At 45.3% G+C, this 13,915-nt stretch carries 14 protein-coding genes; all 14 read right to left on the bottom strand.

Translation table 11 applies throughout. The features are described 5' to 3' along the window. Positions 1 to 1,524 (bottom strand): monovalent cation/H+ antiporter subunit D, encoded by a 1,524-nt coding sequence (locus QQL60_RS07715; RefSeq protein WP_284723321.1) that lies wholly within the window; start codon positions 1,522 to 1,524, stop codon positions 1 to 3. A gap of 2 nt (positions 1,525 to 1,526) precedes the next feature. Beyond that, positions 1,527 to 1,898 carry a Na+/H+ antiporter subunit C gene (locus tag QQL60_RS07710; RefSeq protein WP_007146386.1) on the bottom strand — a complete coding sequence of 124 codons (372 nt, stop codon included), beginning with the start codon at positions 1,896 to 1,898 and terminating at the stop codon, positions 1,527 to 1,529. Next, positions 1,899 to 4,718 (bottom strand): monovalent cation/H+ antiporter subunit A, encoded by a 2,820-nt coding sequence (locus QQL60_RS07705; RefSeq protein WP_284722954.1) that lies wholly within the window; start codon positions 4,716 to 4,718, stop codon positions 1,899 to 1,901. Between the two features lie 105 nt (positions 4,719 to 4,823). Then, on the bottom strand, positions 4,824 to 5,300 hold the full coding sequence (locus tag QQL60_RS07700) for a c-type cytochrome (protein ID WP_284450762.1): 477 nt from the start codon (positions 5,298 to 5,300) through the stop codon (positions 4,824 to 4,826). Positions 5,301 to 5,382: 82 nt separating this feature from the next. After that, a complete protein-coding gene (locus tag QQL60_RS07695) occupies positions 5,383 to 6,384 on the bottom strand; it encodes a zinc-binding alcohol dehydrogenase family protein (protein ID WP_284722953.1) in 1,002 nt (333 codons plus the stop codon). Between the two features lie 66 nt (positions 6,385 to 6,450). Beyond that, entirely contained in the window at positions 6,451 to 6,879 is a 429-nt protein-coding gene (locus tag QQL60_RS07690; RefSeq protein WP_284722952.1) for a DUF1841 family protein, read from the bottom strand. After that, entirely contained in the window at positions 6,876 to 7,532 is a 657-nt protein-coding gene (nth, locus tag QQL60_RS07685) for an endonuclease III (protein ID WP_284722951.1), read from the bottom strand. Before nth ends, QQL60_RS07690 begins: the two co-directional genes overlap by 4 nt. Position 7,533: 1 nt before the next feature. After that, positions 7,534 to 8,220: an electron transport complex subunit E gene (locus QQL60_RS07680; protein WP_284722950.1), complete on the bottom strand. Its 687-nt coding sequence runs from the start codon at positions 8,218 to 8,220 to the stop codon at positions 7,534 to 7,536. Next, positions 8,217 to 8,852, bottom strand: coding sequence for an electron transport complex subunit RsxG (rsxG, locus tag QQL60_RS07675; protein WP_284722949.1), 636 nt, complete (start codon positions 8,850 to 8,852; stop codon positions 8,217 to 8,219). The genes QQL60_RS07680 and rsxG overlap by 4 nt, the downstream gene beginning before the upstream one ends. After that, positions 8,852 to 9,883 carry an electron transport complex subunit RsxD gene (gene rsxD, locus QQL60_RS07670; RefSeq protein ID WP_284722948.1) on the bottom strand — a complete coding sequence of 344 codons (1,032 nt, stop codon included), beginning with the start codon at positions 9,881 to 9,883 and terminating at the stop codon, positions 8,852 to 8,854. The genes rsxG and rsxD overlap by 1 nt, the downstream gene beginning before the upstream one ends. A 2-nt stretch (positions 9,884 to 9,885) precedes the next feature. Then, positions 9,886 to 11,406 carry an electron transport complex subunit RsxC gene (rsxC, locus tag QQL60_RS07665; RefSeq protein WP_273181218.1) on the bottom strand — a complete coding sequence of 507 codons (1,521 nt, stop codon included), beginning with the start codon at positions 11,404 to 11,406 and terminating at the stop codon, positions 9,886 to 9,888. Further along, complete coding sequence (rsxB, locus tag QQL60_RS07660) at positions 11,403 to 11,963, bottom strand: electron transport complex subunit RsxB (protein ID WP_007146376.1); 561 nt, start codon at positions 11,961 to 11,963, stop codon at positions 11,403 to 11,405. The genes rsxC and rsxB overlap by 4 nt, the downstream gene beginning before the upstream one ends. 4 nt (positions 11,964 to 11,967) lie before the next feature. Continuing rightward, positions 11,968 to 12,549, bottom strand: a complete 582-nt coding sequence (rsxA, locus tag QQL60_RS07655) for an electron transport complex subunit RsxA (RefSeq protein ID WP_040576593.1) — start codon at positions 12,547 to 12,549, stop codon at positions 11,968 to 11,970. Between the two features lie 183 nt (positions 12,550 to 12,732). After that, a complete protein-coding gene (locus QQL60_RS07650; protein ID WP_284722947.1) occupies positions 12,733 to 13,791 on the bottom strand; it encodes a 3-deoxy-7-phosphoheptulonate synthase in 1,059 nt (352 codons plus the stop codon). Positions 13,792 to 13,915: the final 124 nt, after the last annotated feature.

Genomic DNA, 13,915 nt, shown 5'->3' with positions numbered 1-13,915 from the left:
TTATTTTCCTCCCTGATAGGCTGGCTGGCTCATCACCGCATTGATATAACTTTGATGATTGCTGAGTTGTGAAGCCACGCTTTGGGTAAATTCAGAGATGGGCCCGGCAGCGATGACTAACACAGGACTGGCGAACACTAAAATTAATGCCATAGCCGTGGCACGAAGATTTAACTTCTCACCATCGTCATCCAGAGAGCTGTCTACCTGATAAAACAGGATCGAGCCGGATCGCGCCATTGCCATAATCATCAATAAACTACCCACCAGAATAACGGCATAAATCCAAGTACTGAAAGCACTGCTCATCGCGGCTTCCAAAATCATGACTTTGCCAATAAAACCCGATAACGGTGGCATGCCGACAATGGCAATCGTGGTAATGAAAAAGATAGAACCCAGGAAAATAGCCTGTTTGATTGGGGCGCCCGCCCGCAATCTATCTGAATACGAGCCTCTTGCTCTGGCTATGATGTCTGCCAATAGGAATAAGCCAGCACCAATCAGCGTGGAATGAATCAGGTAATACAAAGTGGCAGCCATAGCATCCGTGGTGTTAATACCGATACCGATTAATAAAGTGGCTACCGAGGCGAGAATCAGAAAAGCGGTTTGTTCTTTTAACGAACGTGCAGCATATACACCCAAAACAGCCATAGCCAATGTCACCAGCCCAAGCGTTAATACCACATCGGCATGCAGCCCAGCTAAAGCGCCTGCTTGCTCTGAAAATAAGGTGCCGTGAACCCGAATAATGGCGTATAGACCCACTTTGGTCATAATGGCAAATAAAGCGGCTACCGCAGCTGACGTATTTGCGTAGGCTCCGGGCAGCCATAAATAGAGTGGAAATATGGCCGCCTTGATGCCAAATACCACCAGAAGTAGTAGGCCAGCTGCTGCGACAATACCCTGATCCATCGAATCTAATTGAGCGATATGTGTCGACATATCGGCAATATTGAGTGTACCCAAAATGCCGTATAACGTACCAACCGCAAACAAAAACAAGCTGGAACCGACCAGGTTAATCACCACATAGTGCAGTCCACCTTTGGTACGCAGGCGACCGCCGCCGTGCAGCAATAAACCATAAGAAGCTAATAACAATACTTCAAAGAAGACAAACAGATTAAATAAATCACCTGTCAGAAAAGCACCGTTTAATCCAAACAGTTGTATTTGATATAAGACATGAAAGTGTTGCCCATTCTTGTCGGTATCCTGGCTGATGGCATAAGCGAGGGCCACAACGGCCAGAATAGACGTCAGCAATACCATTAGAGCTGATAGTTTATCCAGTACCAGCACAATGCCAAACGGTGCTGTCCAGTTACCCAGTAAATAAACAGAATAGTCACTATTATTTGCAATGGAGACCGTATAAATACTGAGTAACAGCAGGGCAGCAGTAAAAAACAAACTGAGTAGGCGTTGTAAGGCTATTCCTTTAGGGCGGGCAAATAAGGTCAATATGCCGCCTAATAAAGGTAATAGAATGAGCAGGATAGGAAGCTGAGACATCATCATTTTGATTGGCCTCCAGCTGTTTTCTTCTCTTGTTCCTCAGCCACATAACTCATGCCATCGACATGGTCATTACCCAATTCGCTACGTGCTTTTAAAGCCAGAACAATAAGAAACGCCGTCATACCAAAGGCAATCACAATCGCGGTTAATACCAGTGCCTGAGGAAGTGGATCGGTATATTTTGTTGTTTCAGCAGAAATAATGGCAGCTTCACCAATCTGTAAGCGGCCCATGACAAATAAAAATACATTCACGGCATAGGAAATCAGTGTTAACCCGAGTACCAGTGGAAAGGTACGGGCGCGAAGCACAAGGTAGACACCACATGATGTCATGACACCTATCGCGATGGCGACTAACCACTCCATCTATTTTTTCTCCTGTTGAGCTAAACTGTGTGATGCATGACTGAGCTTACCCAGTTCGACCAGAATGAGGACAGTGGCGCCGACCACAACGAGGAATACCCCCAAATCAAAGATCATGGCGCTGGCGATTTCAAATTTACCGACAATCGGCCACGTCAAATATGTGAAGGTGGTGGTCAGGAATGGGTAAGACAAGAACATAGCGGCCAAACCCGTGACAAATGCAGCGGTTAATCCGACAGCAATCACCTTATGCATATCCACTTTAATTCTGGCATTGGTCCAGGCAATACCGTTAGCAAGGTATTGTGAAATCAAAGCCACAGCAGCGATTAAGCCTGCGATAAAGCCACCTCCTGGCAGGTTATGACCACGCAGGAAAATAAACACCGCCACCATTAACATTAATGGGAACAGCAATCGGGTCAGTGTTTGCATGATGGGAGGATGGGGATCATGGCTCCATTCACGACCGTCTATATCACGTAGTGGTGCTGGGAGTTTCAGGTTTTCCAGTAAAGCAAAAATACCCAGGCCAGCAAGCGCCAGTACCACGATTTCACCTAATGTATCAAAGCCACGGAAATCGACCAGAATGACATTGACAACATTCGTACCACCGCCTCCCGGTTTACTGTTCTCAAGGAAGAAGCCTGAAATGGTGCTGTAGTCACGCGTCATTACCGCCATGGCCAATAACATCACCGTGACACCGGCAGAAACAGACAAAACCAAATCACGGGTCAGGCGTTTATGACTTCTTTCCTGAGGACTATGCTGGGGCAGGAAAAACAGAGCCAATAAAAGAAGCACAATGGTGACAACTTCGACTGATAACTGAGTTAAGGCTAAATCAGGTGCTGAGAATTTCACAAAACCCAAAGATACGATCAAACCAATAACACCGATAATAATGAGTGCTACCAGTCGGTTATGGTGCATCACAGCCGTTAGAATGCTCGCCACAACCAGAATGCCAACTTGGATCATGGTGAGCAGGTTAGCATCCAGTAAGTTTCTGTCACCAAACAGTGGACTATCAAATTGTAAAAAGCCATATAAGGTCGCAGCGACACCGGATAACAATACCCAGCTGATGGCATTTTGTAAGGAACCACGATCAAACAGACGACTTATTTTGCCGCTCGATACTAATAAACCATGTGTGACCCGGTTGAATAGTGTTTTCGCATCCAGACAAGGTAGGTTTGTATCATGCCAACGGAATAATTTTTCACGGTAGAAATAAACAATCGCGCCGAAAACCAAAGCAATAAAACTCATCAATAGCGGAATATTAAAGCCATGCCAGATGGCCAGACTGTAGTCCGGCGGTACCCCTTGCAGACTAGCTGCCACCGCCACAGTCAAAATAGGGGCGACGATTAATACGGGCATCATTCCTACCCCAAGACAAAGCAGTACCAGAATATCGACAGGTATTCTCATAAAGCGAGGGGGCTCATGCGGTGTTTTAGTTAATCCCTGAGGTTCACCATTAAAGAAGACGTCGTGAATAAAACGCAGTGAGTAAGCGACTGAGAACACAGCACCAAAGGTTACAATAATGGGGATGGCCCAGCTTAATGTATGGTGGTCCGTAGCCGTTAATGCCTGTTGAAAAAACATTTCTTTACTGAGAAAGCCGTTCAACAGTGGAACACCTGCCATGGCAGAGGCTGCAATCATCGCCAGTATGGCAGTGTGCGGCATATATTTTAATAAGCCGTTAACTCTACGCATATCACGCGTGCCACACTCATGATCAATAATACCTGCCACCATGAATAATGACGCTTTAAAGGTAGCGTGATTGATAATATGGAAAATCGCGGCGACAGCCGCCAGTTTGGTACTAAAGCCAAATAACAGGGTAATCAAGCCCAGATGACTTATGGTTGAATAAGCTAAAAGGCCTTTTAGATCATGTTTGAAAAGGGCCGTGTAAGCACCTAGTACCATGGTGATCATACCGACACCACCTACCAGCCAACCCCACGCTTCAGTGCCTGACAGTACTGGAAACAGTCTTGCCAGAATAAAAATACCGGCTTTGACCATGGTGGCTGAGTGTAAATAGGCTGATACAGGTGTGGGGGCCGCCATAGCATGTGGCAACCAGAAATGAAATGGGAACTGTGCTGATTTGGTAAAGACCCCTAACAGAATTAAAACCAAGGCTGTCAGGTAATGTTCATTTTGACGAATCAAGTCGCCTGAGGCTAAGACATCGGTCAGATTAAAACTACCAACCATATTGCCAATCATTAACACACCAGCCAGCATAGCCAAGCCACCGGCACCGGTGATCGTCAGCGCCATTCGGGCGCCATCACGTGCATCCTGGCTGTATTGCCAGTAGCTAATCAATAAAAACGAAGTAAGCGAGGTTAATTCCCAGAAAATGACCAGCTGAATTAAATTTTCTGACAGCACAATGCCTAACATTGAGCCCATAAACATTAGTAAATAGGCAAAAAAACGGCCCATGGAGTCCTGAGCCGATAAATAATAGCGTGCATACAAGATGACTAGCAGGCCAATCAGTAAGATCAAAAAGCTAAACAGTAAAGAGAGGCCATCAAGACGGAATGCAAAATCTAATCCGAGCGTAGGTAGCCATGACCAGCTTTGAATTAAGGTTTCATTATTAAAAGGAATATTCACAGCTGGCATTAATGTCAGCAGAGACAAAAAGGTAACAGCACCCGCGACCCAAGCTGAGGCGACACGACTGAACCTAGCAGCCCATGCGGCAATCGGTGCGCCTAGAAAAGGTATCAGAGCAACTAAAGGTAAGTTGAACGTCAATAAATTCATTGATTTTCCTGTTATCTAACGGATGCTCGTTTACTGTATTTATACATGAAAAAGCACTGTCGAGCAGTGCTCGACAGTGCTTTTTTATTCATTAATGGCCAAACGTTATTTTGATTGTGACACCATATAATCAACAGCTGCCATGACAGCCTCGTCACTCAGGTCAGCACGACCGCCTTTTGCCGGCATCATATTGAAACCTTCAATAGCATGTTTGTGCAAAGTATCCATACCTTTTTCAATACGTGGTGCCCAGTCTGCAGCATTCCCGATTTTTGGCGAGCCCATTAATCCAGCACCGTGACATGCAGCACAAACCTGTGTCACGATTTGTTGACCGGGTCCACCGGCAGTGTCAGATTCTTCTTCAGCAGCTGGGGCTTGTACTGCAGGCGGTTCACCGATGTTAACTTCAGCAACAGGTTTGATGCGTTCAGCAACAGCATCTTCTTCCATACTGGCAGGGGCTGTAGCGTCTTTTCCTAATTCGAGGGAGTTATTCAGGATGATTAACACTAAACCGTAAAGTGCCAATATGGTGACGATACTACCGATAAAAAATTGACCAGATTTCTTATTCATTACTAACCTCTGCTGATTTTAAATAATGGCGATGATTATACGGTTAACGAACACGCTGCGCTACGAAAAGCGGCAGAAAGGATTAGTCCTCTATAGCAGAAAGGCTTATTTTCCCTATCGTTCTAGCCGTCAATAATAACTGATGAGCCCGCTCAATACTGCTGGTAGAAATCGGCCCCAATGTTTGTTTGTGAGTACATTTGAGTATTTTATTATCAAGCATTTCTGAGACTTTATTGAGGAGACGGTGTTGCTCGATCATATCGGCTGTGTGGTACATCGGTCTGGCAAACATAAACTCCCATACGATGCCTGCACTTTTATTTTTTAATTTATCAATATTGTGAGGCTGCTGGCTGGTGACAACAAAACAAATCAGACCTTGAGGTGCTATTAGGTCAGTTAACTCCTCGTAATAGGGATCGGTGTCAGCCAGACATAAAATATAATCAGGAGCCGGAATATTTAATGTTGAATAATGTTCGCTTAATTGCTGGTGATTAATCACATGATCTGCGCCCAGTTCATAACACCAGTCGATGGATTCCTGACGTGAAGCTGTAGCAACCACATTCAGCTGGCCTAGCTGTTTAGCAAGTTGAATAGCAATTGAGCCCACGCCACCGGCACCGCCAACAATCAGGATTGTTTTGCCTTTATCCAAGTCGGCTCGAATTCGCATTCTTGAGAATAATGCCTCCCACGCGGTAATACTGGTGAGTGGCATTGCTGCTGCTTGCTCTGCACTTAAGTTCTTGGGCGCTTTACCAACAATGCGTTCATCCACTAACTGGTGAGAAGCATAACAGCCGTCACGGGTCACATCACCTGAGTAGAAGACTTTATCACCGGTTTTGAACAAGTCGCATTCACTGCCTGTATCGATAACGGTGCCACACGCATCCCAGCCAATGATTCTGGCTTGCTCAACCCCATCACCCAGACTGGCTTTTATTTTTGTATCAACCGGGTTGACAGCAATCGCATCAATTTTAATCAACAGATCGCGGCCTTTTGCTGTTGGTGTTTCGCGTTCGATGAGTTGTGCTTGTCTGTTGGCTTGGAAAAATCCGTAGGCTTTCATATCGCTATTCTCCGTGTTGCATTAAGACATTAATGAGCTGATAGAGTGAATTAAGTTGATCTGAAGTTATGACAGTAATTGTTTAAGCGCGTTTAGATAGGTTTCTTCTGATGGTGGAATACCATCTTGTTGTGCTTGCCATATGGATTCAGCCAGGCAGTCCATCATCAGATGGTCACAGTGGTGTTGATCCTGTTTGATAGCCAGTAATTGCCGATAAATTTCACGAATACCAGAGGGTCTGTCCGTTTGGATTTGTTCATGCAATGCCAGATGTAATCCCATATGCAAAAATGGATTGGTATCACCTGCTTCTACAAAGTAGTCCTGATGGATGTTTTCTGGCTGGTTAAATAAGAGGTGATATTCTGGGTGAAGTTCTATGATATGAGCGATGTGTTTCTCAAGCTCAGATAAAGGCTGGCCTGAGTGACTTTTTGCCCAGACATCAAAATAGACTTGTCTGATTTCTTGTCTGTTTTGTCCAAACATCATGACACTGAGCGTGACTGACGACGTTGCTGATCGCGATAGTAGTCACAGTATTGAGTAACGCAACATGTGTCACATTTTGGTTTACGTGCCAGGCAAACATAGCGACCATGCAGAATCAGCCAGTGATGCGCATCTAACAGATATTCTTTGGGGACGACTTTCATCAGCTTATCTTCAACGGCTTTAATGGTTTTACCTTTAGCCAGACCTGTTCTGTTGGAGAGTCGGAAGATATGTGTATCAACGGCAATAACCGGGTGTTTAAAAACGGTATTCAGAATGACGTTTGCTGTTTTACGGCCAACCCCTGGTAACGCTTCAAGTGCTTCTCTGTTTTCCGGTACCTGGCTGTTATGCTGCTCAATCAGTATTTTGCAGGTTTTAATGACATTTTCGGCTTTGCTATTGAATAAACCAATGGTTTTTATGTACTGCTTTAAACCGTCTAAGCCGAGGGCCAGAATTTTTTCGGGGGTATTGGCGACGGGGTAGAGTTTGTCGGTCGCCTTATTGACACCCACATCGGTGGCCTGAGCAGACAAAATAACCGCAATCAATAACTCAAAAGGCGAAGAATAATTGAGTTCAGTGGTGGGCGCCGGATTGTGTGCTTTTAGCGTGGCAAAAAAATCACGCCGTTGAGCCTGATTCATTTTAGCTACTCGTTGCCACTTCAGCCGAAGCTTCTACTTGGACTGTTTGTCGTTTACTGAGTCTGGCATCAATCACGTTTTTTAATGCGACGATTAATCCCAGACCAATAAATGCACCGGGTGGTAATAAGGCTAGTAAAAAACCGCGGTAATCATCAATCACCGTAATACTGAAATTTTTCGCTACATCACCAAACATCAACTCTGCCTGAGAGAAAAGTGTGCCCTGGCCGATAAGTTCACGCATGCCACCTAATACAACTAATACTGCAGTGAATCCTAAGCCCATCATTAATCCATCAAGCAGGGCGGGACCCACAGAGTTTCTGGCAGCGAAGGCTTCAGCCCGACCAATAATCGAACAATTCGTCACGATTAACGGAATAAAAATGCCCAGGATTAGGTACAGATCATGAAACCAAGCATTCATTGATAATTCGATAATGGTCACAATCGAGGCAATGATCATCACAAACACGGGGAGTCGCGCTTCATCAGGAATCTGATTTCTCAATAAAGAGATAAAACCGTTGGAGGCAACCAAGGTTAATATCGTCGCTAAGCCTAATCCTAAACCGTTGATGACAGTATTGGTGACGGCAAGAAGGGGACATAAGCCCAGCAACTGTACCAGCGCTGGATTATTCTTCCACAAGCCTTCTTTAACTATTTGGTAATAAGGATTCATGATTTTTCCTCATTTTGGGCAAATAATGCTTCACGATGATTTTTAAAATATTCTAGTGAGGCTTTAACAGCTTTGACTACGGCCCTTGGTGTAATGGTGGCCCCGGTGAATTGATCAAAAGCCCCGCCATCTTTTTTGACTTTCCATTTCGCTGATGAAGGGTTTTCTAATGACAAACCTTCAAACTGCTTAATCCAGTTTGAACGACTGGCATCAATTTTATCACCCAGTCCCGGTGTTTCTTTGTGATTAATAACACGGACACCAGCCAGAGTACCATCGTTATAAATCCCCACTAACATTTTAATTCGACCTGAGTAACCATTAGGTGCAACCACGGTCAGCACAACCGCCACCGGTTGGCTCTGTTTACGGGCACGATACACTTGCGTGGTTTCTTCCGTACCAAGCTCTTCGGTTTTAGGCAGTGCTAGAGTGTCTTGCAAAATAGCATTATCGTATTGCTCATGCGGTATTAAGGTGTTTATCGCATCCAATAATGCCTGGCGTTCATTTTCTTTGATTTGCTGGCGAGTATTTTGCTCTGTAAAAGCCACCATTGTGGTCGCTACGATAGCAAAAAGACCAAGAACGGCGCCTACTCTTAATACATGTTTTTTAAAATCAGCCATTATTTCGTGGCCCCGTAGACTTTGGGTTGTGTGTAATAATCGATCAAGGGTGCCAGCATATTCATTAATAAAACAGCAAAAGCAACACCATCAGGATAACCACCCCAGACACGAATAATGTAGGTCAACGCGCCAACTCCAGCGCCGAATACTAATCGACCTTTCACTGTGGTGGAACCGGAGACAGGATCAGTGGCAATAAAGAAAGCGCCAATCATGGTGCCACCGCTCATCAAATGAAATAGGGGTGACCCCGTTATTTCTGGGGCGAATAAATAGGTAACGCCGCTCAACACAAACATCGTACCAATCATGGCAACAGGCACATGCCAGCTGATAACGCGACGATATAGAAGATAGAGCCCACCAACGGCAAACCAGATATTGATCCATTCCCAGCCAAGTCCACCTAAGCTGCCAAACAGGTTCTGATTCACAATATAAGCGGGTGCAATCGATTGGCCTATCTGGGTTTTCATGGTATCTAGTGGCGTGGCACCGGATACGGTATCAGCAACCCAACCGGCATTGGTCTGACCATAAAAAATCAATTGAAAGGCGGAATGTAAGTCAAGGGGGTTATCTGTCAGTGATTTAACAGGTAACCAGGTTGTCATTTCAAGGGGGAAGGAAACCAGTAACAATACATAACCTATCATCGCCGGATTAAACGGGTTATATCCCAGGCCACCATATAGGTGTTTGGCAAACACGATCGCAAATAAAACGCCAGTGACGGTTAGCCACCATGGCGACAGTGGCGGAATAGCCACGGCCAGTAGTATAGCGGTAACGGCAGCACTACCATCTGTAATAAACGGTTTAACAGGACGTTTGCGAAGCTTTAATAAAATCGCTTCCGCTAATAAAGCGACCGTCAGCGCCAGACTGATATTGATTAAAACCGCTGGGCCAAAGAAATAGACCATAGCGGCTATCGCTGGAATCATCGCAAAGATGACTTGCAGCATTTGCATGGTGACGCGGTTAGTGCCTGCCAAAAATGGCGGGCTCATTCGGAATATCGCCATTTTTACTCTGTCTCCTTATTATCCGCGTCAGCTGTTTCTGCAGTCTTTTCTTGTTGTTCTTTTTTGGCTTTTGAGGCTGCTAGAGCGGCTTTACGCTGACGTTGACGTTCTTCTTTCTCGCGTTGTTCACGTTCTAACCGTGCCTGACGAGTTTCAAAACGATCTCGGGCAAGATCTGATTTTTTACGCTCACGCTCCTGATTCATAATCTCAGTTTTGGCAAAGCGGAAATAAGAAACAAGCGGAATTTTACTTGGGCAGACATAATCACAGCAGCCACACTCAATACAATCGAATAAATTGTAATCGCGGGTCTGGTCAAAATCTTTTGCGCGTGAATGCCAATAGAGTTGCTGAGGCAGTAAGCTGGCAGGACAAGCACTTGCACAATCTCCACAACGAATGCATGGCAAGGGTTCTTGTGCCGGAGCAGCATCATCTACACCAGCAAGAATACAGTTTGCTGTTTTTGTCACTGGCAGGTTATCACCTGACAAGCTAAAGCCCATCATCGGACCACCAAGAATAAAGGCTTCATCCGGTTCCCGTTTCGTTTCGGCGTAAGCTAAAACTTCTGAGATAGGGGTACCGAATAGGGTTTCAAAGTTACCTGCATGAGTCACATCTTTACCGGTGACCGTCACGATTCTTGAAATTAAAGGTTCACCGTGGTGAATAGCACGACCCACCGCATAAGCCGTCCCCATATTGTGGCTAACAATACCTAAATCGATAGGCAAACCATTGCTGGGGACTTCTTTACCCGTTACCACTTGAATAAGCTGCTTTTCACCGCCGGTTGGATAACGTGTTGGAACGACAACGAGCCGGGTATTTTGCAAATGTGGTCGAGATGCTAAAGCCAGCTCCATCGCTGAAATGGCTTGCGGTTTATTATCTTCTATCGCCAGGATGACTTCGCGAGCCCGAAGGGCATATTGCATGATTTCGACGCCATCTATAATGCCGTCAGCCCGTTCACGCATCAGCATGTCATCGCAGCTGATATAAGGCTCACATTCTGCCCCATTCAGTAGAAGTGTTTCGACGGTATGGTGCACGCCGGGGTTGAGCTTGATAAAGCTAGGGAAGCCCGCGCCGCCAAGTCCCACAATGCCAGCATCGCGTACAATTTGACGAATCTCATGGGCAGAAAGTGAGCGGTAGTCTTTTACCGGATGACGTTCTACCCAGCAATCTTCCCCATCTGTTTCGATGGTGATGCAGGGTGCTGTCAGACCTGATGGATGCGGAATAGGCTGATCTTCAATAGCGATAATGGTGCCGGAACTTGGCGCATGTAAACAGACCGAAACATGACCATCGGCGCGAGCAATTTGCTGACCTTTAAGCACCTTGTCACCCACTTCGACAATAGGAATGGCGGCACTACCAATATGCTGTTGCAGCGGTAAGGTCAGCCTTTTAGCTAAAGGCGTTTTACGGATAGGTGTTTGCGTTGAACGCTTTTTGTGACCGGGTAATTTCAAGCCACCTGGAAAAGAACCTAAAGTTTTTGTCATATTCTTTCTCCACGCTCCAGTTGGACGTGAGAAGGATCTGGCCAGCGCCAGGTATTGGGATTAGGTGTCATTTCAACCATGTCAATACAATCCACCGGACAAGGCTCTAAGCATAGTTCACAACCCGTACACTCATCGGCGATAACCGTGTGCATATGTTTTGCTGCACCCAAAATCGCATCGACAGGGCAGGCTTGAATACATAAAGTACAGCCAATACAACGTTGTTCATCAATCACCGCAAGCATTTTGGGTTTTTCGACGCCACATTCTTCATCAAGTGGTTTTGGTTCAACATCCAATAGATCGGCAAGCGCTTGAATGGTGGATTCGCCACCAGGCGGGCAACGGTTAATATCCACTTCACCGGCAGCAATGGCTTCAGCATAAGGCCGGCAACCAGCAAAACTACATTGACCGCATTGAGTTTGAGGAAGAATTTTATCGATCTGGTCGACAATTGGATCGCCTTCAACTTTGAATTTGACCGATGCAAAGCCTAATAGCAAACCGAGAATCAACGCCAGAAGCGTTAAAGCAATTACTGCAGTCAACATGGGCTTATCCTTTCACCAGTCCGGTAAAACCCATAAAGGCCATAGACATCAGGCCTGCGGTAATAAGCCCGATAGCAGCACCTTGGAAAGGAACAGGAACATCGGCTGCAGCAAGACGTTCACGCATACCTGCGAAAATTATCAACACCATTGAAAAACCTAAAGCTGCACCAAAGCCATACAGCGCTGATTCAATAAATCCATGTTTTTCCTGAACATTCAGCAAAGCAACACCGAGTACGGCACAGTTAGTTGTAATCAATGGTAAGAAAATACCTAATACCTGATAAAGCAGAGGACTAGTTTTGTGAACGACCATTTCAGTGAACTGAACAACCACAGCAATAACGAAAATAAAACTGATGGTACGCAGGAATTCAATACCGAATGGAGCAAGTAGATATTCATTAATCAGATAGCTACTGATCGATGACAGGGTCAACACAAATGTTGTGGCGAGCGCCATTCCCATCGCTGTTTCAAGCTTACGCGACACACCCATGAAAGGGCATAGTCCCAGGAATTTGACGAGGACAATATTATTGACCAGTATCGTACTTATGAGTATGAGGGCATAATCTGCCATTTAATAACCTACTGATTTTCTCAGGAATTAGTTGTCATTTCAGCACGCTGTTAGTTCGGCTGTAAATGGTAATCGATAATTATAGCTTAAAAAGCACGAATATCGAAGTTATGGCTATGATATTAATGCTTTATCTGTGAGCAACTTAACAGGTCAAGAAACAGCGATGTCGTTGGCTCAAAATTATGACTTTTCACGACGTTGCTGGACAGCTGTTGCTAATTCTCTGAGTAAGTCTTCTGTATTATCCCAAGCCATACACGCATCAGTAATACTCTGCCCATAGACCAATTCTTTACCAGATTCTGCATTTTGTCGGCCAGCGACTAGGTTGCTTTCCAGCATGAGTCCGACAATACGTTTCTCACCATTAGCGATTTGGGCAGCAACTTCTCGGCATACCGTTTCTTGTTGAATATGATTTTTGCCACTATTGGCGTGACTACAATCGATCATGATTCTGACATCTTGACCCGAACGGGTGATGACATCTGCTGCTGCATTGATGCTGTCGCTATCAAAGTTAGGTTCACGACCACCACGTAAAATAATATGGCAGTCAGGATTGCCTGTAGTCGAGAAAATGGCAGAACGTCCTGCTTTGGTAAGTGACATAAAATGATGTGGTTTTGACGCTGATAAACAGGCATCTACAGCAATTTGCACACCACCGTCTGTTGCATTTTTAAAGCCAACTGGGCAGGAAAGACCGGATGCTAGCTCTCGATGAGCCTGGCTTTCAGTGGTTCTGGCACCTATTGCCCCCCATGAAACTAGGTCAGCAATATACTGTGGACTGATTAAGTCCAGATATTCAGTGGCAGAGGGCACACCCATCTCAGCAAGATCCAAGAGTAACTTGCGGGCGATATGAAGACCGTCATTGATTTTAAAACTACCGTCGAGATAAGGATCGTTGATTAATCCTTTCCAGCCAACGACTGAGCGCGGTTTTTCAAAGTAAACTCGCATGATGATTTGCAAGTCATCTTTAAGTTCTTCAATCAAAGGTTGTAGTCTTGTGGCATACTCACGTGCAGCAAGAGGATCATGAATAGAGCATGGGCCGACGATGATAGTGAGTCGATCATCACGTTTATGCAAAATATCCTGAGTGGCTTTACGAGCATGAAAAACCGTTTCCGATGCTTGATCGGTAATTGGCAGCTCCTCATGAAGCTGTGCCGGTGGGATCACTTCCTGAATGCCAGTGATTCGCAGATCGTCTGTGCTATAGAGCATAGTGTGTATTACGTCGATGATTTAAACAGAGAATTGTAACCGCTGAAGGGTTTTTGCGCTATCTCACAACGTCATAATCGTGCTGAGATTTTGCAAAGTGGTATATTCAGCCCGTCTGGCACAC

It is taken from the genome of Methylophaga thalassica (genome assembly GCF_030159795.1).
GTDB lineage: Bacteria > Pseudomonadota > Gammaproteobacteria > Nitrosococcales > Methylophagaceae > Methylophaga > Methylophaga thalassica.
The sequence above is the reverse complement of the archived record's forward strand: the minus strand, read 5'-3'. Positions and strand labels throughout refer to the sequence as shown.

Bases quoted from the DNA above. Each gene is read 5' to 3' on its own strand.
- QQL60_RS07650 (WP_284722947.1), bottom strand. From the start codon at position 13,791: ATGCTCTATAGCACAGACGATCTGCGAATCACTGGCATTCAGGAAGTG.
- rsxA (WP_040576593.1), bottom strand. From the start codon at position 12,549: ATGGCAGATTATGCCCTCATACTCATAAGTACGATACTGGTCAATAAT.
- rsxC (WP_273181218.1), bottom strand. From the start codon at position 11,406: ATGACAAAAACTTTAGGTTCTTTTCCAGGTGGCTTGAAATTACCCGGT.
- QQL60_RS07680 (WP_284722950.1), bottom strand. From the start codon at position 8,220: ATGAATCCTTATTACCAAATAGTTAAAGAAGGCTTGTGGAAGAATAAT.
- rsxG (WP_284722949.1), bottom strand. From the start codon at position 8,852: ATGGCTGATTTTAAAAAACATGTATTAAGAGTAGGCGCCGTTCTTGGT.
- QQL60_RS07690 (WP_284722952.1), bottom strand. From the start codon at position 6,879: ATGATGTTTGGACAAAACAGACAAGAAATCAGACAAGTCTATTTTGAT.
- QQL60_RS07705 (WP_284722954.1), bottom strand. From the start codon at position 4,718: ATGAATTTATTGACGTTCAACTTACCTTTAGTTGCTCTGATACCTTTT.
- QQL60_RS07700 (WP_284450762.1), bottom strand. From the start codon at position 5,300: ATGAATAAGAAATCTGGTCAATTTTTTATCGGTAGTATCGTCACCATA.
- QQL60_RS07710 (WP_007146386.1), bottom strand. From the start codon at position 1,898: ATGGAGTGGTTAGTCGCCATCGCGATAGGTGTCATGACATCATGTGGT.
- rsxD (WP_284722948.1), bottom strand. From the start codon at position 9,883: ATGGCGATATTCCGAATGAGCCCGCCATTTTTGGCAGGCACTAACCGC.
- QQL60_RS07695 (WP_284722953.1), bottom strand. From the start codon at position 6,384: ATGAAAGCCTACGGATTTTTCCAAGCCAACAGACAAGCACAACTCATC.
- QQL60_RS07715 (WP_284723321.1), bottom strand. From the start codon at position 1,524: ATGTCTCAGCTTCCTATCCTGCTCATTCTATTACCTTTATTAGGCGGC.
- nth (WP_284722951.1), bottom strand. From the start codon at position 7,532: ATGAATCAGGCTCAACGGCGTGATTTTTTTGCCACGCTAAAAGCACAC.
- rsxB (WP_007146376.1), bottom strand. From the start codon at position 11,963: ATGTTGACTGCAGTAATTGCTTTAACGCTTCTGGCGTTGATTCTCGGT.